Source organism: Paenibacillus sp. V4I5 (assembly GCF_030817255.1).
Lineage (GTDB): Bacteria > Bacillota > Bacilli > Paenibacillales > NBRC-103111 > Paenibacillus_E.
The window spans coordinates 6210522-6236926 of record NZ_JAUSZB010000002.1 but is presented as its reverse complement, the minus strand read 5'-3'; the positions used below and the strand labels follow the sequence as shown (position 1 = coordinate 6236926).

Below are 26405 nucleotides of genomic sequence, written 5' to 3'. Positions count from 1 at the left end.
CTGCTATTCTCCTTCCATTAGCTTTGAGCCGGCGTCATGCAAAGATTGAATGGTTCCGGCATCCGTCCACCAACCTTCTAAGATGTTGTATGTGAGTGTGCCTTCTTCCGCATAACAATTGTTTACATCTGTAATCTCCAGCTCACCCCTGACTGATGGCTTTATCGTTTGAATAATTTGAAATACGCCAAAGTCATACATATAAATGCCTGTAACACAAAAATTAGATTGTGGATGCTTCGGCTTTTCCTCGATGGAGACGATACGACTTCCCTTGATATGGGGAACACCATATCTCCGGGAGTCTTCGACTTCCTTCAGAAGCAGCATGGCCCCACGTTCTTGAGCTTCATATGCCTGAACATAATCCGTCAAAGGATCCTCAAACAAATTGTCTCCTAGTATGACTACAAATTTATCCTTCGGTTGTATGAAACCGTTAGCGAGAAATAGAGCTTCCGCTATCCCTCCTGCTTTCTCTTGTATTTTATAAGTAAGATTGACACCCCAATCCTCTCCGCCACCTAAGAAATTCACGTACATACCCGCGGACTGCTTCCCAATGACGAGTAGGATGTCATGAATACCGGCTTCCTTCATTTTCCGAATGGAATAATGTATCATAGGATGCTTGCCAACGGGCAACAGATGCTTATTGACCAATTTTGTTAATGGCCATAAACGCGTTCCCGTACCTCCTGCCAAAATGACACCTTTCATGAGGTCATGTTCCTTTCATCTGAATTGATGCTTAGTAGAAACACCTACTCATAGATATATGTAAATTTACCTTTCGTGGTCTGTACCAATACCCAAAATTCGTGAAATAACAGCTATAGAATAAAAAAAAGCCACCATAGGGTGGCAGGATTATGCTTTGGAGCCAATAGCAATCCAGTTCACAATGCCTTGCAAGTCAGGTGAAAATTTGGCTCGAACGACGGAAACTACCGCTGTATCTTTTAATTTTTGTTTCGCAACAATGTAACAAGCAGGGTGATTGGATATCGCCGTAATGACATAATGTTCATCAGCAAAAGGTTCATCAAAAGTGACTAACACTTCCACGAGTTCATCCTGTCCTTTGAATTGAAATGGAATGAGACCGAACTGCTGCAGGGATGCAGGCTTTGCTGCTGGTACGTGCATCGTTTTGAAAGACAGGTTCTCTGCTTGAATCGCACCTGGAGCAATATGCCTAGATTCGATAATGTCTGCTGCCAGTTTTTCGCTTGTAATCGAGCCGTCTGCGATGTGTTGAACAGTCACCGATCTACTAGCTAGTTTGCTTCCATCCACACTACTTTCAGCAAGTTTCTCGCTTGTAATCGAGCCATCTGCAATATGGGAGCTAGTCACCGCCCCATACCCCAACTTGCTGCTTTCTACGCTGCCATCTGCTATGTGATCACCTGTCACAGATCCAGTCGCCAGCTTACTGCTGTCTACACTAGCTTCCGCTAGTTTTGACGTCGTGATGGTGCTATCGGCGATATGCTTAGCAATGATGGAACCATCCAGCAGCTTACTACCGTCCACACTTCCTGCTGCCAGCTTAGATGTTGTAATCGAGCCATCTTCCAAGTGATTGCTAACTATAGATCCGTTTGCTAACTTGGTGCCGTCTATACTGCCTTTTGCCAGCTTTGACGTCGTGATGGTACCATCTGCCACGTGGCGTTCGGTTATGGCTCCACTCAGCAGCTTGCTGCTATCCACTATGCCTTCTGCCAGATGTTCACCGGTCACAGTGCCCACGGCTAGCTTGCTACCATCTACACTACCTGCAGCAAGCTTCGAGCCTGATACTGCTCCATCGACAAGATGCTCTTCGCTCACCGAGCAAACGGCCAGTTTATTACCGTCCACACTGCCTGCGGCTAATTTCGATCCATCAACAGCACCCTCCATAATATGAGTGCTGTTCACCGATCCTTCCATCAGCTTTCTTCCATCCACACTGCCAATGGTCAAGTGATAGTTACTAATGATGCCGGACGCAAGCTTACTTCCATCAATGCTGCCTGCGGCTAGCTTCGCGCCGTACAAGGCGCCATCTGCAAGATGATCGCCACTGACTGCGCCTGCGGCCAGCTTGCTTCCGTCTACACTACTTGCAGCCAGCTTGCTTCCGTCAACTGCGCCGTCGACGAGGTGCCCATTGCCTATCGAGTTCGGGGTCAGCTTACTGCCATCGACACTCCCCCATGCCAGCTTCATATTATCCACTGCACCGTCAGCAAGATGATAACTGCTTATAGCTCCAGCAACTAGCTTGCTCCCATCTATACTGCCTGATGCCAACTTTACGCTGGTCACAATTCCTGCTGCCAGATGCTCGCTGCTAATTGCACCTTCAGCAATTTTGCTGCCATCCACACTGCTAATTGAAAGCTTCGTACCGTTTACTGCCCCTGGCGCGATATGATCACTATTCACAGCACCAGACACCAGCTTGCTGCTGTCCACACTGCTCTTCGCTAGTTTTGCTCCGTTCACTGCACCGTCAATGAGGTGTTCGCTTCCTACAGCACCTAGGCTTAGCTTGCTGCTATCCACGCTGCCGTCCATCAGTTTCGTTCCATCTACAGCTCCTGTCACCAAGTGTTCCCGACCTACTACTCCGAATGCCAACTTCGAACCATCCACCATATGGTCAGCGAGATGTTCACGGTTGATCGCACCAGCCAACACTTTACTGCTATCGACACTGCCTGGAGCCAACTTGGTAACATCCACAACATGGTCGGAAAGATGCTCATTGCTCACTGCACCTGCAGTCAGCTTGCTTCCATCCACACTTCCCGTTGCCAACTTTGCTCCATATACCGAACTATCAGCAAGATGGTAATTACTCACAGCACCAAGTGTCAACTTGCTGCCGTCCACCGAATTAGCGGCAAGCTTTTCACTATCAACAGAGCTGGATGCTAGATGTTCGCCGCTGACCGCTCCCAACGCCAGCTTCGCTCCAATAACGCTGCTCGCAGCCAAATGTTCATGTGTTATAACACCTGGCATTAATTTGGTTCCATCCACGCTTTCCTTAGCCAACTTCACACCGTTCACAGCCCCATCGGCAAGGTGCTCATTATTTATTGTTCGTGCAGCCAATTTGGAACCAATAATGGATCCATCAGCTAGATGCCGCGCATTTAAAGCACCGGTAACCAGTTTACTTCCATGGATGCTTTCATTAGCAAGCTTTGCTGCAGTTACCGCACCATCGGCGATGTGTTCACTGCTGACCGCTTTACTGGAAATTTTACGTCCGGTCACACTGTTATCAGCTAGCTTAGACTCTGTTACGGCACTCTCACCTAATTTATCACTCGTAACCGCCTGGTTTTGAATAATCCAAGCAGAAACCGATCCAGCCTGTAAATGCTGAGTTCCTACGGATCCGCTTGCCAACTTCTCTTCCGTGACAGCGTCTTGAGCCAGCGTCTCCGTCGTTATTGACTTTTCAATAAGCTTGCTGCCTTCCAGACTTCGATCTGCGAATATGCCAAGTGTGATAGATCCCTGAGCCAAATGCTCAGAAGTAATCGCTCCGGTCTTAATATGGAAACCGTCGATAATATTTTCCTGAAGGTGCCGAATTTCAATGGACATAGATGCGATTTTACTACTCGTTACAGCTTCTTCAGCGATTTTACTTGTTGTAATCGTCTGTTCCTGTACATGTCGTGTCGTAATCGCTTCGTCAGCGATATGTTTACGATGAATAGCTAATTCATTGATTTGTTCCTGACCGATTGCCCGCTCTGTTACATGTTCGGAACGTATGACACCCTGCCCAAGCTTATCACCGGAAATAACGCCATCTTTTAGATGCTCCGCGCCAATCGAATTCAATTGTATGTGGGTTCCTGATACGGCTCCGCTCACTAAATGCTCACTACCAATGATTTCTTCCTGCAAATGAACCCCATGAATCGTGCTCAGCGCAATTTTCTGTGAAGTGACACTCTTATCCTTCAGTTTAGACGAATCTACACTCTCATTAGCCAGCTTCTCCGTTGTGACAGATCCCGATTCCAATTTGGAACTGGAGATAATGTTATTCCCCAGATGCTCACTCTGAATGGCTTGCTGATCAATATGCCTTCCCTCAACAATGCTTTCCCCCAATTTAGCCGATGTAATTGATTCATCTTGGAGTTTAGCACTGGAGATGATGTTATCGGCAAGATGCCAATTCTGAACAGCATGCTGCCGAATATGCCGTTCTTCTATAATGCTTTCTCCCAATTTAGCAGATGTAACCGATTCATCTTGAAGCTTAGCACTAGAAATCGCATTGTCCGTTAAATGATCACTATCAATGGCTTTCGGGTTAATGTGCCGTCCTTCAATGATATGGTTAGCCAATTTATCGGATGTAATCGCACCGTCTAGTATGAGCGTCGAATAAATTGCGCCATTCGCAATATGCTCCGCATGAATCGAGCTTGCTGTGATATGACGGCTGGTGATTGCTTCATCGGTAATATGTTCACCATAAATGGAGGATTCCTGCAAATGTTTCGTCTCAATCGCTAGTGGAGCAATCTTCCCGCTCGATACAGCCATATCCGCAAGTTGATCGTGATTAACAGATTCCCACGCCAGCTTCTCTGTTGTGATTGACTCATTTTGCAAATGACAGTTCTCAATAGCAAGATCAGCAATATGCGTTGCTTCAATTTGTCGCGGAGCAATGTTATGACTCTGAACACTGCCATTAGCCAAGTGTTCTCCATAAATACTTTGTGGTTGAAAATGAACAGAGGTAATGCTCGCATTGGCGATTTTCTCTTCGGTCACTGCCTGATCTCTTAACTTATCCGTTGTGACGGAAGCATCCGTCAGCTTGGCGGTATCAATAATATAATTGGACAAATGCTTGGCTTGCACGGCGCCACTATGAATTTTCTCTCCCGTTATAGCTTGATTATCAATGAGTTCGCTCGTAATGATCAGTTCAGATAAATGTTGGGGAAGAATGGAACCGTGAGCAATTTTTAAGGAATCAATGGTTTGGTCGGCCAGTTTATCCGCTGTGATACTATTGTCCATCATTTTACTGCCCGGAATGGATTGATCCTGAATTTTATCACCCAAGATACTATGTGGAGCAATATGTTCATCGTTGATCGCTTGATTAGCAATCTTATCTCTTGTTACACTTCCCGGAGCAAGCTTCGAATGCTCGATTGCAAAATCCTTCAGAGCTTTCGTGCCGATACTGAGTGGTTTAATTTTGCTCTCATCGACAGAGCGATTTGCAATTTTCTCCCAAGTAATCGCTTCTTCGACAATATCATCTGTATAGACGACAGGGTTTACAAATTTCCCCGTTTTCCTTTCAGAGAGCAATAGCAGCGGTGGTGGGGGAGCGGTGGAAGTAGTGGAAACCTTCATTAGATTGGATTGCTTGCTAATTTTGGTCGTTTCTACTGGAGATTTCACATTCCCTTTGGCTGGCGGATGCGGATCACTCGTTTCCGTTTTCTGAACGGGCTCCGTTTTCTCAGCTTTCTCGACTTTCTCGGCTTTCTCGGCTTTCTCTTGCTTGACTGGAGCTGATGCTGGTTCAATTTCATCTATCCAATCCAGTTCGTTCACCCTGCTGGAGTTCACTTTTTGCACATAAGGTCTTACTCTGCTGCTCTTACGCTTACTCATAGACTCCTCTCCATTCTCCAAGAATTAGTCACTTGTAACATATTCAGTCTCCACCCGATAGGTACGCTAGCCCGAAAAAATGTGCGCTAACCTAGATAAATGGTCAAATCCACTAACTACTCTCTATACATATGCGGATTAAAAGGCAAAGCTTGGGCATTTGTTCCATTTCTACTTGGAAAGTATCAGCATCCGTACAAACAAGCAACCCTGCTTTTCCATAAACTGAGAAGGAGTCACAATTGCACAACACCCAAGCCCTCTGAAGGAGAAGGAGTGAAGTAGATGGCGAATCCCTATGTGGGTATTTTAGTCAACGATTCCTTACACGCAGGCATTCCCCTAGGGAACACACAGTATGAAGCTACTCAATATTATGATGAAGCTGGCAAGCAATACGGTGTAACTCCTTGTTATTTCCGCCTCCAGGATGTCCAAATCGATAAAATGAAGGTACACGCTTATGTACAAGAAGGTCCTTGCTTTGAGCTAAAATGGTTGGATCTTCCCAAGGTTATCCACAATCGAGCGATTTATTTGGACCATGCTTCTTATCAGAAACTGGAGGAATGGACAAAACGAGGCGTAATCTTATTTAATAGATGGAACCGCTATAGCAAACTGAGAATTCACGATCTTTTGCTGAAAAATGCTAGCATTCGCCCCCATCTGCCAGGGACTTATCCGGCTACCTTGAAAAATATGAAAATCATGATGTCAGCCTACGATTCTCTCATTATTAAACCAACCAATTCTAGCATCGGTCGTGGTGTGATGAAAATGGATCGCCATGTTAGGAGCTGGAAGCTCATTTACCCGGCAAGTATGAAGATCAGTAACCGAATCTGGCGGACAGTAAGCTTCCGTCATTACCTTCCTTTGACCTTACGACGCAAAATCCAAAGCCACACCTACATGATTCAGCAGCGCCTGCCTCTGGCTACATTTGATGGCCGACCATTCGATCTTCGCATCTCTGCTCAGCGCGGGGCATCTGGCGAATGGGGAATAACCGGTATAGTTGCGAAAGTCGCATCACGCGAACTCTTTCTCACCAATGTAGCGCAGGGTGGAGAAGTGCGAACTTTACCCGATATTCTATCTACCGAATACCCTCACCTTAATCAAGAGGAAGTATTACACCAAATTTCCGACTTCTCCCTGCGTGTCGCTCGGCATCTTAGTACAGAACTGCCCTACCTAGCTGATATCGGGCTCGATGTAGGGATCACATGCGACGGATTTCCATTATTTATTGAATGTAATGGGAAAGATCAACGCTACAGCTTCCTTGAAGCCAACATGCAGGAGGTATGGAAAGCTACTTATTTTAATCCTATCGCCTACGCAAAATTCTTGTTAGATGGCGGCGTCCCCCCACTTTAATCGCGCAAAAAAAACACCGTGCTGCGAATGTATCCGCAGGAACGGTGTTATTTGTTTGCTATTGTCCCTAGTACGCTCTGAACCTCAGCGTTCAGTTTTTTCGTATCTGGAACTTTAATCGGACGATCATGCAGTTGATATTTCTGCTTCACCTTCGTAACTTGATGAACACTTTGATTGATTGTTTCCATCGGTATTCGCCCCGATTGAACGGCTTTTCGCAGTGCGTCTATGACCGTGACGACCTTCTCATACTCATGTCCGACCATAACGATATTCGTCCCCGCAAGAACAGACTTCACGGCTGCCTCACCCAGATCATAATTCTTGATGATGGCCCCCATCGTCATATCATCTGTCATGATGAGTCCCTCAAACCCCATTTCCTTACGCAAAAGATCTGTCATAATCTTTCTCGACATCGAAGCAGGATTCTGAGCATCCACTTTAGGCAGCAGAATATGAGCGACCATGACCGCATCAGCCTGATGCTTGAAAGCTTCTGCGAACGGAACCAGCTCAAGCTTACGCAAGCGGGCGAGGTCATTTTGGACGATCGGCAGTCCCACATGCGAATCTACCGAAGTATCACCATGCCCTGGAAAATGCTTTACAACAGGGACAACCTGCTGATTCTGTAGTCCTTTCATCATTTGAACACCAAAGCTGCTCACAATAGAAGCATTAGATCCGAATGAACGATCACCAATGACCGGATTGTTAGGGTTACTATTGACATCCAGATCGGGTGCGAAATCCATATTTAAGCCATAGGCATTTAGTTCTTTCCCAAGTAGTTGGCCGATATTATAAGCGAGCACAGGACGACCCGTTTTACCGATGTCTTTGCTGGTCGGTGTTTTCATAATCTCATCCGGCAACCGTGTCACTCTGCCGCCTTCTTCATCTACACCCAACCAAAGCGGAAGCTTATTCACGGTATTCGTCTGTTTCAATTCATTAACTAGCCCTACCAGCTGAGTCGTATTTTTCACATTAGGCTTGTATAATATAATCCCGCCAACGTGATAAGTTTCTATCAGCTCGCGTGCATGTACATTCATACTGTACTCATCGATTCCCGCTATAATCATTTGTCCTAACTTTTCTTCCAGCGTCATCGCCACAACACCGCTTGTTGCGACTGGCGTTGGCGTTGATGTCGGTGTCGGTGTAGCTTCCACTCTCGGCGGTGTCGCGGCGGGTGCTGAGGAAGATGGATTGTCTCCCGGGCGGGACGACGAACAGCCAGTTAAGAGCAGTGAAAACGCAGCTGCGAGCACCGCGCCTCTGATCAACAAAGGTATATCTCGTTTCATCTTCATCTACCTTCCCTTTTGGACCTAAACTTCTTAACGATGTTCTACCTAAAATTGTTGCAAGACCGATTATTCGCTCCTAAGCTCCTTCAGCGTCCATCTCAGTAACGTATAGATTCCATAACACCCCAAGAAAGCTCCGCTTAACAGGAATAACACATTCTGAAAAATGCCGTGAATATTCGTCATAAATACCGTCTCATCTCTTAAAATCTCATATATAGCGAGCACGCTGATAATACCAAACACATAGGCACACCCCACTGCCAGCATATGATATATAATTCGGCACATTGTGAACAGCCAAGCACTTATTAGCATACTAATTGGAATTAGAATACTAAGTACCACGATTATTATGGACATTGTGTGATTTCACCTCATCAACAGCATTGACGGTTTCCTTTCCGGAAATACCAAAGGCATATGGATCCATTTTGTGATATGATTATATGGAAAATAAAGCGTTTACATAAAGGCTTCTCCTGCTAGGATCCGGGGTCGCATCCATCACAAGGAAAAGAGGTCTATTAATGAAGAAGAATAGCGTCTTACAGTATTCGCTGCCCTTAGATGCTTCCTTTGAGCTAATCGCAAGCTGCAAGTCCTGTACGAGTATTTCTGATCATTCATCTCGAACCCCTGTCCAATGTATCAAGTTCGCCGGCTCCTCTGTTCCCATCTCCGTTAACCTCGCTACTTGCTATACCTGCGGGGATTATAAGCAAAGCTAGCATATTCCACCTCAAACAGCCATTAGGCTGTTTTTTTCTTGCGCATACCTTGCATTCCTTCCTCATTCGACAATTGATTCTTTTACCTTTCTGTGGCAAGATTAGCGAAGAACCATATATAGGGATCTTTGATCTTAATCAAAGTCTCTCCGCATGAAGGGATCTTTGATCCGTGATCACTGCTTCCCCTAAACACGAATGAACAGGAGTTTTTTAATCTATGTCTAAACCATTTTTTCGATTGCTAACGGAGCTGTCTTCACGCAAATGGGTGTCCCAAGTGACAGGTGCTTTTGCCAGATCCAAAGCAAGCCGGATCTTCATTCCTCGCTTTGCCCAAACCTACGGAATACGCATCGAAGATGCTGAGAAGCATTTACAGGATTATAAATCTTTGAATGATTTCTTCACACGCAGATTAAAGCCAGGGTTACGCCCTATTCACGAAGATCTAACTCGTGTTGTAAGTCCTGTTGATGCCAGCATTACAGGTATTGGTGACATCAAGGATGGCTTGATTGTGAATGTCAAAGGTCAAGACTACACGATAGAAGAGCTGCTTAATCGTTCCCCTCGTACGGTCAACTATAAGAATGGCTTTTATTTTGTTCTATATCTTAGTCCTACAGACTACCACCGCATTCATTCGCCGATTTCAGGTGATGTGCTTGAGAGCGAGCATGTGCTTGGGAAAGTATATCCTGTGAATGAGTTTGGCCTTCGTCATATGAAGAGAGTACTCAGTCGTAACGAACGGTTAATTACCTTTATCCAGCACAATGCCGGTGAAGTTGCTGTAGTGAAAGTTGGAGCCCTTAACGTAAGTTCTATTCAATATGTGAAGCCTCTTCCCAAAACGCTTGAGCGAGGTCAAGAACTAGCTTACTTCGAGTTTGGTTCAACAGTTGTTCTCCTTTTTGAAGATGATATGTTTGAGCCTCGCCCAGATCTGCAGCTCGGTTCTAAAGTGAAAATGGGAGAAGACCTCGGCCGTTTCCTAGAAAAATAAAGGGGATCTGTCACTGGAGAGGAGAGAACCATGGCGTCCATTACAGCATCATCTCCCGAACAAAGCTCCAAGAGCTTAAATAGTACCGGAGACGTCAAACCTACCGTATATCGTATTTTATTCGCAATTGGGCTTGTCCATTTACTCAACGATTCGATTCAATCTGTCATTCCAGCTATCTTTCCCATACTAAAAAGCGAGATGGGACTTAGCTATACACAGATTGGTTGGGTACAGTTCGCCATTAACTTCACGGCTTCCATTATGCAGCCGGTTGTCGGCTTATACACAGATCGCAAGCCTTCACCCTACATGCTGCCGATTGGCATGGCCTCCACCCTTACGGGTATGCTGCTGCTCGCATTCGCACATTCGTATTGGGTCGTGTTATTGTCTGTTTGCTTTGTAGGTCTTGGATCAGCCGCCTTCCACCCAGAGGGATCTCGTGTCTCTCACATGGCCGCGGGGAGTCGCAAAGGTCTAGCTCAGTCCATTTTCCAAGTTGGCGGTAACGCCGGTCAATCTTTGGCCCCCATGATGACCAAATGGATTTTCATTCCACTTGGATTATTCGGTTCCATATGGTTCACTGGCGTAGCTGCAGTAGCTATCGCTGTGCAATTATATATTGCTCGCTGGTATAAATCCGTGCTGCTTGCCACACCGGTTAAAGCGAAGACCATCGTACAACGTACCGTTAACCCACAGCGGCGCAAGCAAGTCATGTTTGCGATTTGCCTACTAATTTTTCTTGTGTTCGTCCGTTCTTGGTATGGAGCAGCAATGAGCGGCTACTTTGCCTTCTTCTTGCAAGATACATACGGCATGTCAATCGACCGCGCACAGGACTTTATCTTCTTGTTCCTAGCGGCAGGAGCGGTTGGAACATTTTTTGGCGGTCCGCTGGCAGACCGCTTCGGTAAGCGTAATGTCATTTTCTTTTCCATGCTTGGTTCAGCCCCGTTTGCTTTGCTGTTGCCGCATGTGTCGATAACTTGGGCTTACATTTTACTTGTGATTATAGGAATCATTCTATTATCCAGCTTTTCTGTTACCGTAGTGTATGCCCAAATGCTATTCCCTGGGAAAGTCGGGACCGTATCTGGCTTAATTACAGGCTTAGCTTTTGGAATGGGCGGCATCGGGAGTGTCGTCCTTGGCAATCTCTGCGACACCATAGGCACGGCGCGTGTTATGGAAATGTGTGCATTTCTACCGCTCCTTGGCATCCTGACATTCCTTCTCCCTTCGGATCGCAAGTTAAAACAATGGACAGAAGAAACTAACTAGCAATAAGACCTTGTTAGGCTAGCTGAATACATCAGCTGCTGAAACAAGGTTTTTTTCTATACATATAGAAACCGGGGTGGCTTCTTGCATTCCCTTGATGATATTGATTATCTTGCTGCTACAACCCCCTACCTTGTTGACTGCTAAGCCATTACCTTGCAACCTGCAAACCCATTACTGTCGTGACATACCAACACTTCCTTCAGCCTTATCCCCCTCCTTCCTCCGCCAGGCTTTAGGAACTGTTCAAACACATTTGCTGCGAAATCTGCAGTTAATTTTTAATGAGCTGCTTTTTCATCAGCGATTAACTGCTTTTCCTACATCAAATTCACCCGAAAACGCCCTTTTGAACACGTTAAAGCGAAATTAGCTGCACATTTTGCAGGTAATTCAAAAAAAAGGACGTTAATTAATAATTTTGATGCACTAACTGCATCATATGTGGTTTTGAGCATCACTCAGCTAGCTTCCAGATTACCCCAAAACTTGGCAGGAACGAAAAAACAGTTCGGATCACCTCATCGAGGTGCACCGAACTGCTAATTATAACGACTTATTCGTGGTGTGCATCATGTGTCTCACGCTGGTTGCGGCGACGGGCCACACCGGATTCATAAGCTGCTTCCATGACCGCTTCTCTTACCTTCTCAACAACAGCCGTGTTGAACACACTTGGAATAATGTAATATTCGTTCAATTCATCTTCATTTACTACAGATGCAATAGCTTTGGCTGCAGCCAACTTCATTTCTTGCGTGATGCGCGAAGCGCGGCAGTCCAGCACACCGCGGAAAATCCCCGGGAAGCAAAGAACATTATTAATTTGATTCGGGTAATCTGACCGGCCGGTTGCCATCACACGAACATAAGGCTCAGCTTCTTCTGGCGTAATTTCCGGAGTTGGGTTTGCCATCGCGAACACGATCGGATCAGTACCCATTCTCTTCACATCATCAGCCTTAAGTACACCCGGCCCGGATAACCCAATGAAAATATCAGCACCTGATATAACATCAGACAGTAGTCCTTTTTGTAAAAATGGATTCGTATTGGCTGCATACCATTCCCAAGCTGAATTCGAATAGCTCTCTCCGCGTACGATTGCGCCTTGTCGATCTACACCGATAACATTTGTAACACCGGCAGCTAAAAGCATCTTCGTACAGGCAATCCCCGCAGCTCCAATGCCCGTGATAACTACTTTACAATCTTCCAAATTCTTGCCCACGAGCTTAACAGCATTGAGAAGCCCTGCAAGAATAACTACTGCCGTTCCATGCTGATCGTCGTGGAACACAGGAATATCTAGTTCATTGATTAATCTTTCCTCAATTTCAAAACAACGCGGCGATGAAATATCTTCTAAATTAATACCACCGAATGCTGGTGCAATCGCTTTTACCGTACGAATAATTTCTTCGGTATCTTGCGTGTCCAAACAAATTGGGAACGCATCTACACCTGCCATCTGCTTGAACAGCATGGCCTTCCCTTCCATCACCGGCATCGCCGCTTCCGGACCAATATTTCCTAAACCGAGGACCGCTGTGCCATCCGACACAACAGCAACCGTATTCCGTTTTATCGTCAATGAGTGTGCTTTCGCTGGGTCTTCATGAATTGCCATACAAACCCGAGCAACCCCCGGTGTATATACACGGGATAGGTCGTCCCGATTTTTAATAGGCATTTTCGGAGTAACTTCGATCTTGCCACCCAAATGCATGAGAAACGTTTGGTCTGAAACGTTAATTAACCGAACGCCAGGAATCTCCTTCAATACTTTAGTAATGGATTCCGTATGTTCAGGGTCGCTTACTTTTACCGTAATATCGCGCGTCGTTGTTGTTTTACTAGCTCGTGTTACGTCAATCGCGACAATATCGCCGCCTGCTTCACCTATAGCTGTAGCAATTTTCCCAAAAGTGACCAATTCTTTATGTATTTCCAAACGCACAATAACGCTTGTGCCTCCACCATTTAACCCCGCCATAATAAGGATCACTCCTAAGAAGATAATTAATTGACCATCATGTTAGATCATAACATACAATGTCAATCCTGCCAAAAATCATATTCATCGTGTGCGGCAATCATTAACATGCCTTAAAAGAGCTACACCGCAGCGAATCTCCTCCTCGGTTAGATGTGCAAAACCGAAGATTGCCCCAGCTCGCTCTGGGGGGAGGCCGTAAGTCGCTGCGTCGCTCCACGAGACGCCAGCTTCACGGCATGCGGCTGCATAGGAGGCATAGCTGCGGGGGTCGCCCCGCCACCAGCCGAACAAATGCAGCCCGCTATCACTCTCCACCCACTCGAAGAGGGTGGAGAGCTCCTCCTGCAGCAGCTCTTGCAGGAGCAAGAACTTGCTCGCGTACACCCGCCGCATACGGCGCAGGTGACGCTCATAGCCGCCGCTCACCATGAAAGCGGCGAGCGATCGCTGTTCGAGCAGCCCCGAAGGGTGCGGCTCGTAAAGCCGCTTCGCGGCTACAAAAGCGCCCTGCAGCGCCTCCGGCAGCACGACGTACCCGATGCGCAGCTCCTGCAGCATCGTTTTGGAGAAGGTGCCGATGTAAACCACTCGGCCCTCATCTTGGTCTAGCACCTTGAGCGGCTCAATCGGCCGCCCGCGGTGCCTGAACTCGCTGTCATAATCGTCTTCGACGATGACAGCGCCCTGCTCTGCCGCCCAGCGCAGAAGCTGCTGGCGGCGCTCTAAGCCCAGCACCGCCCCCGTAGGGAACTGGCGGCTGGGTGTCACGAACAGCAGCCGTGCGTTCCACGGCTGCGGCACGAGCCCTTGCCCGTCCACCGCCGCGTGGACAGGGACTCCGCCAGCCGCCAGCACAGCGCGGCTCACGCCTTGATACCCCGGGCGCTCCAGTATGACTGGATCGCCTTCATTCACGAGCACTTGGGTCAGAAGCGCTATCGCTTGCATCGACCCATTGACGATTACGATGCGCTCAGGCGGCGCATCGATTCCCCGCATCCGCCTCAGGTGCTGTGCGATCGCTTCGCGAAGCGCATAATGCCCCTCGGCGATGTAGGCCTCCTCCTCCGGCGACTCCGTCATCCGCCGCACCTGCTCGTACATCCCGCGGTTCCACAGCTCCCGCGGAAACTCATTCATTTGCGGTCGACCCACCGCAAACGAAATCTTTCGCCCCTGTCCTTGTCTCTGCACTTGTCCCTGCACTTGCACTTGCCCCTGTCCCTGCAATTGCCCCTGCCCTACCCAATCCCCATCACGAACCCGCATCCCCCAAGCCGACAGTCGAATCTCCTTCCTGCTAACGTGCTCCTTCTTCTCCTGCCCGCTAGCATATACAACAAAAGTCCCTCTTCCTATATCAGCCTGCAAGTAGCCCTCAGCAATCAACATCTCATACACCTGATTAACGGTTCCACGAGACAATCCAAACAAAGCTGCCAGTTCACGGCTCGACAGGAGCTTCGTATGTAACTTCAGTCTATTCGCAAGTATTTCATCATGAAGAGCATGATACAATGCGGCATACTTACTCGCATATCTCGTTCGATAGGAATGGTAGGGTAAATGAAACTCCATGCTTACTCCTCCGATCATTATAGTGAGAATTCGTTTTCCTGCAAATGAAGTAATCGATGATTATCTAGGACAATCTTCTGCAAAAAATGAGGCAACCTACGTTTGTTAGTTACCCTCAGAATTGATTTAGGGGGAACCTAGGTGCGCTATTTCTTGCAAAATGCTTGTTTCGCTCTCAAAAGGGAACGACGTTCCGCGTAATCGCCTCCACTCGAGGAAACAAAGCAATTAGCGCATCGACGTTCCCTCACAGCAAGAAATACGATATCACCATAAAATTGGTACATCTAAATATAACAAAATTGGATCTTTCTATTAATCCACTTTTCTATTATGCTATCTAAAATCTCATAAATATGACCTTACGACAAGGAGAACATGCCAAATGAATCTACAACCTCTTATTTTAGAAGGAGATCGAGTCGCCCTACTACCTATGCAAAAATCCCATATAACCGGCCTACTAGAAGCAGCAGCCGACCCTAACATATGGGCATATATGACGCCGCTTCTTAGTTCCGCAGATGTGGAGAAGTTTGTTCACCAAGCACTTGAAGAACAAAAGGCAGGACTGGGTATCCCTTACAGCGTCTACGACAAGCATACCGATGCTTTCGTAGGCAGCACACGTCTCTTCGATATCTCAGCCCAACATCGGAATCTAGAGATCGGTCATACCTGGTACAATTCCCAAGTATGGCGCACGCGCGTTAATACCGAATGTAAATATTTACTGCTGAACCACTGTTTCGAAACATTAAACCTTCTCCGTGTCCAACTAAAAACGGACCTACGGAACGAACGCTCTCAAACGGCTATTGCTCGATTAGGCGCCCAAAAAGAAGGTATTCTCCGTCAACATCGTATACTTCACGATGGTTATATACGTGACACGGTTATGTTTAGCATCCTCGATACCGAATGGCCCGAAGTTAAACAGCGATTAGAAGGTTTTTTAAATAAAGTTGGTGTGTAATTCCATCTCGAAAATAATCCGAAAATATTTATTTCGCGCAGTGACGTACACTTGTTAAAGTGGTATAATAACTGCAAAAAATGAATAGCTCATTGGAAGGAATGACCCACTCTTATGAATCCTCTGGCACGACAGTTAAACGAGACCCTGGAACGTGAAAATTCTCACGTGCATGACATGCTTTCTGCATTAGGTAGATCGATTTACTTCCCGAAAGAAGGCATTCTCAGCCAATCTGCTGAAGCAAAGGCCAAAGCCAAGAAATACAATGCTACTATCGGTATTGCTATCGAAAATGGTCAACCTATGCATCTGAAGGTCATTCAAGACACACTCTCCACCTACGCACCAAAAGATATATATGAATACGCACCACCTGCAGGTAAACCTGAACTTCGTACAGCGTGGCGCAAAAAAATGCTCGAGGAAAATCCCGAGATTGGCAATAAACTGATCGGTAATCCGATTGTTACAAATGCCTTAACCCACGGTCTTAGCATTGCCGCTGACCTTTTCGCAGATGTAGGCGACGCAGTAATTATACCGGATAAAAACTGGGAAAATTACGAGCTCACTTTCGAAATCCGCCGCGGCGCCCAAATCGTGAATTACCCGTTATATAACGAGCAGCAGAAATTTAATGCAGCTGGACTTCGTGAAGCTCTTTTTGCTCAAAAGTCCAAAGGCAAAGCGATCGTTGTCTTGAATTTCCCGAACAACCCGACAGGCTATACACCTGGGGCTGAAGAGGGGAAAGAAATTACTGCTGCCATCAAAGATGCTGCTGAAGCAGGCATCAACGTCATCGTACTTACGGACGACGCATACTTCGGTCTTTTCTTCGAGGGTTCTCTGCACGAGTCCTTATTCGGTCAATTGGCTGACATCCACCCGCGCGTGCTCGCTGTCAAAATCGACGGAGCCACCAAAGAAGAATACGTCTGGGGCTTCCGTGTAGGCTTCATTACGTATGCAGGCCAAAGCGAAGCACTTCTCAGCGCCTTGGAGCAGAAAACAATGGGGATCATCCGTGCGACCATTTCCAGCGGTCCTCACCCGTCTCAAACATTCGTGCTTCATGCGCTTAACTCTCCAGAGTTTGGTCAACAGAAACAAGAGAAATACGAGATCATGAAAGGCCGCGCTAACCGCACCAAGTCCATACTGGACAGCGGAAAGTTCGATGATGCATGGGACTACTACCCCTTCAATTCCGGTTACTTCATGTGCTTGAAGCTCAAAACTGTTGATGCCGAAGCCTTACGTGTACATTTGCTGAATCAGCATGGTGTAGGGACGATCGCCCTCGGATCTACTGACCTCCGCGTTGCTTTCTCCTGTATTGAAGAAGGCAGCCTCGAGGAGCTATTCAACCTTATTTATCAAAGCGTTAGAGAAATAGAAACCGTCTCTGCAAGCAAATAATGTGAACAAAAAAGAGCACTTCCTAACCTCAAGTTAGAGAGTGCTCTTTTTGTTCTTCTCTTTTTGTTCTTCTCTTTTCGTTCTATCACAATAGGAAAACAATCCTCTTAATTCGGCATTTTCGAACAGCCTTTTCATGGTTTTTCAATTGAATTAGACACTCTACTAGATCACTCTTCATTTTTAATCATAAAATAATTATGAAGTTGAAAATTTGAAGGGGTGATAGATTTGCAATACTCAACATATGGCAGACATACGGTTGTTGACGTTTGGGGGGTAGATTCCAGTTTTCTAGATAATGTTGATTTTTTACGGCTAATTATGGTGAATGCAGCTGAGAAGAGTGGTGCTACCGTGTTGTCAGTAATCCATAAACAATTCGATCCAAGTGGCTGTTCAATACTTGTTCTATTATCTGAAAGTCATCTTTCTATTCACACATATCCGGATGCAGGTTTTGCAGCAATAGATGGTTACACCTGCGGAAAGAGAGTAGACCCTAAAATAGCAGTCGATTATTTAGTAGATATATTAAAACCCAAGAAAATGTATACAAAAACATTAATTCGCGGTTCTAATGAAATAGATGTCTTAGATTAATATAAAAAGCCTCTTGCGAATGAAGAGGCTTTTTGTATTGAATCATATACATAATGTTATTGATCATGCCCCTAATGCCCTATTGCTGCATCTTTTTGCAACATTTCCACTTTATCTGTCTGTTCCCAAGGAAACTCAACATCCGTACGTCCAAAATGTCCATACGCTGCCGTGCTCTGATAGATTGGTCGACGTAGATTTAACATCTTAATAATACCTGCCGGACGAAGATCAAAGTGATTGCGAACTAACTGAATAAGCTTGTCATCTTCAATGATTCCCGTACCAAATGTTTCGATAGCTATACTAACAGGATGTGCTACTCCAATAGCATAAGCAATCTGAATTTCACACTTTTGAGCTAAACCTGCCGCAACAATGTTTTTTGCTACATAACGCGCGGCATAAGCAGCTGAACGGTCAACTTTGGTGGGATCTTTACCCGAAAATGCACCTCCACCATGACGAGCATAGCCGCCATAAGTATCGGCAATAATTTTACGACCCGTTAATCCTGCATCTCCCTCTGGACCACCGATCACAAATCGGCCTGTTGGATTAATAAAATATTTTGTTTTCTCATCTATCAAATCAGTTGGAATGACAGGCAAAATCACAAATTCATACATATCTTTTTTAATTTGCTCTAGGGACACTTCAGGATCATGTTGAGCTGAGATTACGATCGTATCGATACGGATGGGGCGATCGCCTTCATATTCTACGCTGACCTGTACCTTCCCGTCAGGACGTAGATAAGGTACTGTACCATTCTTGCGTACTTGAGCCAATTGATACGCCAGTTTATGGGATAGAGCTATTGGCATTGGCATCAATTCCTTGGTTTCACTACAAGCATATCCGAAAATCAACCCTTGATCACCGGCACCCGTTTCTTCCATATCTCCTTCATTCAACTTGCCTTCGCGGATTTCCAAGGCTTGGTTGACCCCCATTGCAATATCAGGAGATTGTTCATTGATGGCGATTAAGACTGCACATGAATTGGCATCGAAACCGAATTCAGCTCGTGTATATCCAATGTTACTAAGTGTTTTTCGAACAACTTTTTGATAATCAATAACCGCATTCGCCGTAATCTCGCCGGTTACAAGAACAAACCCCCGACCCACACAACATTCACAACCAACGCGTGCATAAGGATCTATCTGGTATATAGCATCAAGTATACCATCAGAAATTTGGTCACATAGTTTATCAGGATGGCCTTCAGTCACCGATTCAGAAGTAAAGAGATGGTTTCTTTTTTTAATCGTCATATACATGACCTCCCAACTAATAATCCTCTTTTTATAACTCCCCCCACCCTGCTATCTGTCTAACGCGGGATGTAATGTCGCTGATTCTTTGCACTTGCCGTCTTTCTAGTACCAATTCTTGTCCGATTGAGAGCGCTAACTTTTCAGCTTTTGCCCGCAAACTAGGATCATTTATACTTTCCATGTCCCATACATGTGATAGACCTATGATTCTACGAATCATTTTACAACCCGCATAGCCCGCAGCATCCTCAAGTATTTGGAGTAAGTAATGATCTACGTATCCCGGAATTACCGCCATTCTTTCTTTAGATTCCTTTTCCCATAAATCCCCAAATTCTATTTCAAAATATGACCATATTTGTTCAATCATCGTAAGAAGATACGCTTGATATTCCAATCGTTCCTGCGAGTCCGGAGTATGTCCTTCGTGGGAGGCAAAGCTAAGTAATAGATTTCCTATCACAGCGCCGATATCAAATCCAATAGGTCCATAAAAAGCAAATTCCGGATCAATCACCTTCGTATCCTCTTTCGTTACCATGATGCTGCCGGTATGAAGGTCCCCATGGATGAGTGCCTGGGCATGAGTGAGAAAACCTTCTTTTAATTGTGCGACCTCAAGTTTCAGTTGGTTATTCTGCCAAATTTCAACCACCTTATCTGCTATCAATGGATTAAATTGATTAGTTTCTGAAGCGAAATAAGGATCCGTAAAAATGAGATTTTCGGATATCTTACACATTTCCGGATTTGAGAACTGAATCACTTTTTCCTTTTTCACTTGAGATGGTAATGCAAAATCAGACGTCAAATACAAAGTTCGTGCTAGAAAAGTGCCCATATGACATGCAAAATGAGGATAGCGTTCATGGGCAACCAATCCTTTACGCATATTCAGGTAGTTCGACAAATCTTCCATCACAGTTAATGCCATCGTACTATCATAATGATAGACAGTAGGCACTAAACCTGGGCAAATAGAATGTTGAATAATCAATGCCTGACTTTCAATTCGTGCCCGGTCAAGGGTCAATGGCCAAGATTCCCCAACCACCCGCGCATACGGTAGCGCCTGCTTCATTATGATGCTTTTTCCCGAACTTTTGTCTGTAATACGAAAGACGAGATTCAAATTTCCATCGCCAATCTCTTGGCAAACCAGCTGTGCATTTGTCATAAACATGTTTCTTAACTTTCGAGCGTAATTCAATGCTCTGTATACATTAAGGGCTTGGTACTGAAGCATACTACCATTCCTCCTTTCTTCCTCAGTAGAAAAGTAATACTATTCTATTAATAATCGAAGAAAGAGAATTTGGTGTATGCAAAAAGCCAAAATAGTAAAACAGACTACATATTTAGGCCACTCTAAGAGAATTTATTGGTGGAACCGAAATGTTGGCAACGAAATGGACCTTCTTTTAGCTATATTGATAATTGGGGAACCTAGTATAATAACACAAAAAAACCCTTAACTAGTAAGGGTTTCTTGCTTAAAATTGGGATGCGGTCGGAGGGATTTGAACCCTCACGCCTTGTGAGCGCCACCCCCTCAAGATGGTGTGTCTGCCGTTCCACCACGACCGCTTATGAAAATTAGAAAACTGGGGATCTAGGATTTGAACCTAGGCATGACGGAGTCAAAGTCCGTTGCCTTACCGCTTGGCTAATCCCCATTATTGAAGGGAAAAGGGCGACCGATGGGACTTGAACCCACGAATGCTGGATCCACAAACCAGTGCGTTAACCCCTTCGCCACGATCGCCACAGTAGGGATTTATTCCCTGAAGACTAGATACGAAACTTGCGTAAAGTTAGAATTTTAGGTTTATTGGTTAAGCCCTCGACCGATTAGTATTCGTCAGCTGCATGCATTGCTGCACTTCCACCTCGAACCTATCAACCTCGTCGTCTACAAGGGGTCTTACATACTGGGAAATCTCATCTTGAGGGGGGCTTCGCGCTTAGATGCTTTCAGCGCTTATCCCCTCCGTACATAGCTACCCAGCGATGCCTCTGGCGAGACAACTGGTACACCAGCGGTACGTCCATCCCGGTCCTCTCGTACTAAGGACAGCTCCTCTCAAATTTCCTACGCCCGCGACAGATAGGGACCGAACTGTCTCACGACGTTCTGAACCCAGCTCGCGTACCGCTTTAATGGGCGAACAGCCCAACCCTTGGGACCTACTTCAGCCCCAGGATGCGATGAGCCGACATCGAGGTGCCAAACCTCCCCGTCGATGTGGACTCTTGGGGGAGATAAGCCTGTTATCCCCAGGGTAGCTTTTATCCGTTGAGCGATGGCCCTTCCATTCGGTACCACCGGATCACTAAGTCCGACTTTCGTCCCTGCTCGACTTGTAGGTCTCGCAGTCAAGCTCCCTTATGCCTTTGCACTCTGCGAATGATTTCCAACCATTCTGAGGGAACCTTTAAACGCCTCCGTTACATTTTAGGAGGCGACCGCCCCAGTCAAACTGCCCACCTGACACTGTCCCCATACCGGATTACGGTACCAGGTTAGAACTCCGATACGATCAGGGTGGTATCCCAACGATGCCTCCACCCAAGCTGGCGCTCAGGCTTCAAAGGCTCCCACCTATCCTGTACAGATCGTACCAAAGTCCAATATCAAGCTGCAGTAAAGCTCCATGGGGTCTTTCCGTCTTGTCGCGGGTAACCTGCATCTTCACAGGTATTAAAATTTCACCGGATCTCTCGTTGAGACAGCGCCCAAGTCGTTACGCCATTCGTGCGGGTCAGAATTTACCTGACAAGGAATTTCGCTACCTTAGGACCGTTATAGTTACGGCCGCCGTTTACTGGGGCTTCAATTCATAGCTTCGGGCTTGCGCCCTAACCACTCCTCTTAACCTTCCAGCACCGGGCAGGCGTCAGCCCGTATACTTCGCCTTGCGGCTTCGCACAGACCTGTGTTTTTGCTAAACAGTCGCTTGGGCCTTTTCACTGCGGCCCCCTCGGGCTATTCACCCTACCGAGGCACCCCTTCTCCCGAAGTTACGGGGTCATTTTGCCGAGTTCCTTAACGAGAGTTCTTCCGCGCGCCTTAGAATTCTCTTCTCACCCACCTGTGTCGGTTTGCGGTACGGGCACCTTCGCCTGGCTAGAAGCTTTTCTTGGCAGTGTGAACTCATGACCTTCGGTACTTAAATTTCCCTCCCCATCACAGCCCAGCCTTACGATGTGCGGATTTGCCTACACATCAGCCTCACTGCTTGGACGAGCATCCATCAGCTCGCGTCACTATCCTTCTGCGTCACTCCATCGCTCATAACGGCTACGGTGGTACAGGAATTTCCACCTGTTGTCCATCGACTACGCCTTTCGGCCTCGCCTTAGGTCCCGACTTACCCTGAGCGGACGAGCCTTCCTCAGGAACCCTTAGGTTTTCGGCGGATCAGATTCTCACTGATCTTTTCGTTACTTATACCGGCATTCTCACTTGTATGCGCTCCACCTGTCCTTACGGTCAGAATTCTACGTACATACAACGCTCCCCTACCCATGCACATTGTGCAAGCCATAGCTTCGGTGGCGTGTTTAGCCCCGTTACATTTTCGGCGCAGAGTCACTCGACCAGTGAGCTATTACGCACTCTTTCAATGGTGGCTGCTTCTAAGCCAACATCCTGGTTGTCTGTGCAACTCCACATCCTTTCCCACTTAACACACACTTGGGGACCTTAGCTGATGGTCTGGGCTGTTTCCCTTTTGACAATGGATCTTAGCACTCACTGTCTGACTCCCGGATTTAAGTTTGTGGCATTCAGAGTTTGACTGGACTTGGTAACCCTTGGCGGGCCCCGCACCCAATCAGTGCTTTACCTCCACAACTCAACATCCGAGGCTAGCCCTAAAGCTATTTCGGGGAGAACCAGCTATCTCCGAGTTCGATTGGAATTTCTCCGCTACCCCCACCTCATCCCCGCATTTTTCAACATGCGTGGGTTCGGGCCTCCAGTGAGTGTTACCTCACCTTCACCCTGGACAGGGGTAGATCACACGGTTTCGGGTCTACGTCCACGTACTAAAGCGCCCTATTCAGACTCGCTTTCGCTGCGGCTCCGCCTTTTCAGCTTAACCTCGCACGGGAACGTAACTCGCCGGTTCATTCTACAAAAGGCACGCCATCACCCATATAGAGGGCTCTGACTTCTTGTAAGCACACGGTTTCAGGTTCTTTTTCACTCCGCTTCCGCGGTGCTTTTCACCTTTCCCTCACGGTACTGCTTCACTATCGGTCACTAGGGAGTATTTAGCCTTGGCAGATGGTCCTGCCGGATTCCGACGGGGTTTCACGTGACCCGCCGTACTCAGGATACCTCTAGGGGTTTCGTTCGATTTTGGCTACGGGGCTTTTACCCTCTATGCCGGACCTTTCCAGATCACTTCGCCTACCGAACTAACCCCACAACGAGGTCCTACAACCCCAAGGAGCAAGCTCCTTGGTTTGGGCTATTCCGCTTTCGCTCGCCGCTACTGACGGAATCACTTTTGTTTTCTTTTCCTCCAGGTACTTAGATGTTTCAGTTCCCTGGGTATGCCTCTACTATTGCTATGTATTCACAATAGAGTAACTGCGCATTACCACAGCTGGGTTCCCCCATTCGGACATCCCCGGATCAAAGCCTGCTTACGGCTCCCCGAGGCATTTCGTCGTTCGCCACGTCCTTCTTCGGCTCCTAGTGCCTAGGCATCCTCCGTGTGCTCTTTCTAGCTTAACCATTTATAGGGACCTTTAGCGTTAGCTAAAGTCTCTCCTAAGCTGAAAAAACTTTAAAGATTTTTGCAAGATTCGTTAGAATCAAGCAACCTAAGTTCTTACTTTACGTTTTGTTTCGTTATCTAGTTTTCAAGGAACAACTGTAATGCTTTTGAAAGATTGCTCTTTCAAAACTGAACACGAGTGAGTAAGCGATTTGTATCCTATACTGAGAGACTTTGATCTACGATCAAAGATCCCTATATTAGATACTTGACTGGATCTATCAGATCCGAGTCTCCATAGAAAGGAGGTGATCCAGCCGCACCTTCCGATACGGCTACCTTGTTACGACTTCACCCCAATCATCTACCCCACCTTCGGCGGCTGGCTCCCTTGCGGGTTACCCCACCGACTTCGGGTGTTGTAAACTCTCGTGGTGTGACGGGCGGTGTGTACAAGACCCGGGAACGTATTCACCGCGGCATGCTGATCCGCGATTACTAGCAATTCCGACTTCATGCAGGCGAGTTGCAGCCTGCAATCCGAACTGAGATCGGCTTATAAGGATTGGCTCCACCTCGCGGCTTCGCTTCCCGTTGTACCGACCATTGTAGTACGTGTGTAGCCCAGGTCATAAGGGGCATGATGATTTGACGTCATCCCCACCTTCCTCCGGTTTGTCACCGGCAGTCATCTTAGAGTGCCCACCCAAAGTGCTGGCAACTAAGATCAAGGGTTGCGCTCGTTGCGGGACTTAACCCAACATCTCACGACACGAGCTGACGACAACCATGCACCACCTGTCTCCAATGCTCCGAAGAGGGCACCTATCTCTAGGTGTTACATCGGGATGTCAAGACCTGGTAAGGTTCTTCGCGTTGCTTCGAATTAAACCACATACTCCACTGCTTGTGCGGGTCCCCGTCAATTCCTTTGAGTTTCACTCTTGCGAGCGTACTCCCCAGGCGGCATACTTACTGTGTTAACTTCGGCACCGAGGAATCGAATCCCCAACACCTAGTATGCATCGTTTACGGCGTGGACTACCAGGGTATCTAATCCTGTTTGCTCCCCACGCTTTCGCGCCTCAGCGTCAGTTATAGGCCAGAAAGTCGCCTTCGCCACTGGTGTTCCTCCACATCTCTACGCATTTCACCGCTACACGTGGAATTCCACTTTCCTCTCCTACACTCAAGTCAACCAGTTTTGGATGCGAACCGGGGTTGAGCCCCGGGCTTAAACACCCAACTTAATTGACCGCCTGCGCGCGCTTTACGCCCAATAATTCCGGACAACGCTTGCCCCCTACGTATTACCGCGGCTGCTGGCACGTAGTTAGCCGGGGCTTTCTTCTCCTATACCGTCACACAAAGAGCAGTTACTCTCCTTGCTGTTCGTCTAGGGCAACAGAGCTTTACGATCCGAAAACCTTCATCACTCACGCGGCGTTGCTCCGTCAGACTTGCGTCCATTGCGGAAGATTCCCTACTGCTGCCTCCCGTAGGAGTCTGGGCCGTGTCTCAGTCCCAGTGTGGCCGTTCACCCTCTCAGGTCGGCTACGCATCGTCGCCTTGGTAGGCCGTTACCCTACCAACTAGCTAATGCGCCGCAGGCCCATCTATAAGCCACAGATTGCTCCGTGTTTCATGATTCTCTCATGCGAGAAAACCAGTTATCCGGTCTTAGCTATCGTTTCCGATAGTTATCCCGATCTTATAGGCAGGTTACCTACGTGTTACTCACCCGTCCGCCGCTAACTTATCCCGAAGGATAAGTCCGCTCGACTTGCATGTATTAGGCACGCCGCCAGCGTTCGTCCTGAGCCAGGATCAAACTCTCCATAATAGAAAAGCTGAAATGCTCATTGACTTGCTAGCGAGATTTTACAATCTCTTTTTTGAACGATTTCTCGTTCGTGCTTACTCACTCGTTGTTCAGTTTTCAAAGATCAATTTCTTTCGTTCTTCCGCCCTACTCTCTCGGCCGGATTTATAATATAGCATAGTCGCCTAACCAAATGCAAGCTTTTTTTACTTTTTTCGATAAAAAATTCAGCTCCATTTTGGCCGGAAAATGAATATATCATGCTGAGATCAATCATGCAACCGCCTATTTTTACCAACTTCAAGTTCTTACACGATCCAACATCGTTTCAACAAGCTCTTGCTCAAAATGCTCTTTAAGCGAATCGTTGCTGTGACTAATAGAAAGTTGTATCTCTTTAAATTCTCCAACCAAATTTTGAATGTCTGTCAGTTTCCCCTCTTGGGCCAATCGTCCTGTAAGCTCAATCACATGATAAGCAATTGCTTGATACGCATCGGCAAAGCTTTGGTCAACATCAGCAGCAGCCCGATAATCTGCATAATATCGTTTAAACGTTTGAATGAGTGTTTCGTCCATCT

At 46.7% G+C, this 26405-nt stretch carries 15 protein-coding genes, 3 tRNA genes and 2 rRNA genes; 6 read left to right on the top strand and 14 right to left on the bottom strand.

The genetic code is table 11. The features are described 5' to 3' along the window. Positions 1-3: 3 nt before the first annotated feature. Together QFZ78_RS30615 and QFZ78_RS30610 are read right to left on the bottom strand one after the other, a co-directional pair. Entirely contained in the window at positions 4-720 is a 717-nt protein-coding gene (locus QFZ78_RS30615) for a sugar phosphate nucleotidyltransferase (RefSeq protein WP_307553131.1), read from the bottom strand. Between the two features lie 150 nt (positions 721-870). Beyond that, a complete protein-coding gene (locus QFZ78_RS30610; RefSeq protein WP_307553130.1) occupies positions 871-5670 on the bottom strand; it encodes a WIAG-tail domain in 4800 nt (1599 codons plus the stop codon). Between the two features lie 285 nt (positions 5671-5955). Between QFZ78_RS30610 and QFZ78_RS30605 the strand changes: the two genes are divergently transcribed. Next, positions 5956-7056 carry a YheC/YheD family endospore coat-associated protein gene (locus QFZ78_RS30605; RefSeq protein ID WP_307553129.1) on the top strand — a complete coding sequence of 367 codons (1101 nt, stop codon included), beginning with the start codon at positions 5956-5958 and terminating at the stop codon, positions 7054-7056. Positions 7057-7103: 47 nt separating this feature from the next. Here the strand turns inward: QFZ78_RS30605 and nagZ are convergent, their stop codons facing one another. Both nagZ and QFZ78_RS30595 read right to left on the bottom strand, forming a co-directional pair. After that, complete coding sequence (nagZ, locus tag QFZ78_RS30600) at positions 7104-8375, bottom strand: beta-N-acetylhexosaminidase (protein ID WP_307553128.1); 1272 nt, start codon at positions 8373-8375, stop codon at positions 7104-7106. Between the two features lie 69 nt (positions 8376-8444). Then, positions 8445-8741: a transposase gene (locus QFZ78_RS30595; protein ID WP_307553127.1), complete on the bottom strand. Its 297-nt coding sequence runs from the start codon at positions 8739-8741 to the stop codon at positions 8445-8447. Between the two features lie 588 nt (positions 8742-9329). Between QFZ78_RS30595 and asd the strand changes: the two genes are divergently transcribed. Together asd and QFZ78_RS30585 are read left to right on the top strand one after the other, a co-directional pair. Further along, on the top strand, positions 9330-10118 hold the full coding sequence (asd, locus tag QFZ78_RS30590) for an archaetidylserine decarboxylase (RefSeq protein WP_307553126.1): 789 nt from the start codon (positions 9330-9332) through the stop codon (positions 10116-10118). A 30-nt stretch (positions 10119-10148) separates the two neighbouring features. After that, positions 10149-11408, top strand: a complete 1260-nt coding sequence (locus tag QFZ78_RS30585; protein WP_307553125.1) for an MFS transporter — start codon at positions 10149-10151, stop codon at positions 11406-11408. Between the two features lie 556 nt (positions 11409-11964). On the opposite strand, the gene QFZ78_RS30580 is transcribed toward QFZ78_RS30585, so the two are convergent. Together QFZ78_RS30580 and pdxR are read right to left on the bottom strand one after the other, a co-directional pair. Continuing rightward, entirely contained in the window at positions 11965-13404 is a 1440-nt protein-coding gene (locus tag QFZ78_RS30580) for an NAD-dependent malic enzyme (RefSeq protein ID WP_307553124.1), read from the bottom strand. An 84-nt stretch (positions 13405-13488) separates the two neighbouring features. After that, positions 13489-14985 (bottom strand): MocR-like pyridoxine biosynthesis transcription factor PdxR, encoded by a 1497-nt coding sequence (gene pdxR, locus QFZ78_RS30575; RefSeq protein WP_307553123.1) that lies wholly within the window; start codon positions 14983-14985, stop codon positions 13489-13491. 385 nt (positions 14986-15370) lie between these two features. On the opposite strand from pdxR, the gene QFZ78_RS30570 reads away from it, so the two are divergent. The 3 genes from QFZ78_RS30570 (at position 15371) to speD (ending at position 17989) form a co-directional block, all read left to right on the top strand. Next, entirely contained in the window at positions 15371-15961 is a 591-nt protein-coding gene (locus QFZ78_RS30570) for a GNAT family N-acetyltransferase (protein ID WP_307553122.1), read from the top strand. Between the two features lie 114 nt (positions 15962-16075). After that, entirely contained in the window at positions 16076-17386 is a 1311-nt protein-coding gene (locus QFZ78_RS30565) for an aminotransferase class I/II-fold pyridoxal phosphate-dependent enzyme (RefSeq protein WP_307553121.1), read from the top strand. Between the two features lie 231 nt (positions 17387-17617). Continuing rightward, the gene (speD, locus tag QFZ78_RS30560; RefSeq protein WP_307553120.1) at positions 17618-17989 is read left to right on the top strand and encodes an adenosylmethionine decarboxylase; all 372 of its coding nucleotides are present in this window, start codon (positions 17618-17620) and stop codon (positions 17987-17989) included. Positions 17990-18060: 71 nt separating this feature from the next. Here the strand turns inward: speD and metK are convergent, their stop codons facing one another. From metK to QFZ78_RS30520, 8 genes are all read right to left on the bottom strand, one after another. Continuing rightward, on the bottom strand, positions 18061-19269 hold the full coding sequence (gene metK / locus QFZ78_RS30555) for a methionine adenosyltransferase (protein ID WP_373461079.1): 1209 nt from the start codon (positions 19267-19269) through the stop codon (positions 18061-18063). A 31-nt stretch (positions 19270-19300) separates the two neighbouring features. Further along, complete coding sequence (mtnK, locus tag QFZ78_RS30550; RefSeq protein WP_307553119.1) at positions 19301-20518, bottom strand: S-methyl-5-thioribose kinase; 1218 nt, start codon at positions 20516-20518, stop codon at positions 19301-19303. 259 nt (positions 20519-20777) lie between these two features. Then, a tRNA-Leu gene (locus QFZ78_RS30545) sits at positions 20778-20859 on the bottom strand. A gap of 17 nt (positions 20860-20876) precedes the next feature. Then, positions 20877-20948, bottom strand: a tRNA-Gln gene (locus QFZ78_RS30540). A 16-nt stretch (positions 20949-20964) separates the two neighbouring features. Beyond that, positions 20965-21037: transfer RNA gene (locus QFZ78_RS30535), tRNA-His, on the bottom strand. Between the two features lie 66 nt (positions 21038-21103). Then, a 23S ribosomal RNA gene (locus tag QFZ78_RS30530) occupies positions 21104-24019 on the bottom strand. Between the two features lie 284 nt (positions 24020-24303). After that, positions 24304-25845, bottom strand: a 16S ribosomal RNA gene (locus QFZ78_RS30525). Together the 16S and 23S rRNA genes with 3 tRNA genes alongside form the textbook arrangement of a ribosomal RNA operon. A 279-nt stretch (positions 25846-26124) precedes the next feature. Beyond that, positions 26125-26403, bottom strand: a complete 279-nt coding sequence (locus tag QFZ78_RS30520) for a hypothetical protein (RefSeq protein WP_307553118.1) — start codon at positions 26401-26403, stop codon at positions 26125-26127. Between the last annotated feature and the right edge of the window lie 2 nt (positions 26404-26405).

Coding starts and splice junctions, on each gene's coding strand:
- QFZ78_RS30615 (WP_307553131.1), bottom strand. CDS start 720: ATGAAAGGTGTCATTTTGGCAGGAGGTACGGGAACGCGTTTATGGCCA.
- QFZ78_RS30610 (WP_307553130.1), bottom strand. CDS start 5,670: ATGAGTAAGCGTAAGAGCAGCAGAGTAAGACCTTATGTGCAAAAAGTG.
- QFZ78_RS30605 (WP_307553129.1), top strand. CDS start 5,956: ATGGCGAATCCCTATGTGGGTATTTTAGTCAACGATTCCTTACACGCA.
- nagZ (WP_307553128.1), bottom strand. CDS start 8,375: ATGAAACGAGATATACCTTTGTTGATCAGAGGCGCGGTGCTCGCAGCT.
- QFZ78_RS30595 (WP_307553127.1), bottom strand. CDS start 8,741: ATGTCCATAATAATCGTGGTACTTAGTATTCTAATTCCAATTAGTATG.
- asd (WP_307553126.1), top strand. CDS start 9,330: ATGTCTAAACCATTTTTTCGATTGCTAACGGAGCTGTCTTCACGCAAA.
- QFZ78_RS30585 (WP_307553125.1), top strand. CDS start 10,149: ATGGCGTCCATTACAGCATCATCTCCCGAACAAAGCTCCAAGAGCTTA.
- QFZ78_RS30580 (WP_307553124.1), bottom strand. CDS start 13,404: ATGGCGGGGTTAAATGGTGGAGGCACAAGCGTTATTGTGCGTTTGGAA.
- pdxR (WP_307553123.1), bottom strand. CDS start 14,985: ATGGAGTTTCATTTACCCTACCATTCCTATCGAACGAGATATGCGAGT.
- QFZ78_RS30570 (WP_307553122.1), top strand. CDS start 15,371: ATGAATCTACAACCTCTTATTTTAGAAGGAGATCGAGTCGCCCTACTA.
- QFZ78_RS30565 (WP_307553121.1), top strand. CDS start 16,076: ATGAATCCTCTGGCACGACAGTTAAACGAGACCCTGGAACGTGAAAAT.
- metK (WP_373461079.1), bottom strand. CDS start 19,269: ATGACGATTAAAAAAAGAAACCATCTCTTTACTTCTGAATCGGTGACT.
- mtnK (WP_307553119.1), bottom strand. CDS start 20,518: ATGCTTCAGTACCAAGCCCTTAATGTATACAGAGCATTGAATTACGCT.
- QFZ78_RS30520 (WP_307553118.1), bottom strand. CDS start 26,403: ATGGACGAAACACTCATTCAAACGTTTAAACGATATTATGCAGATTAT.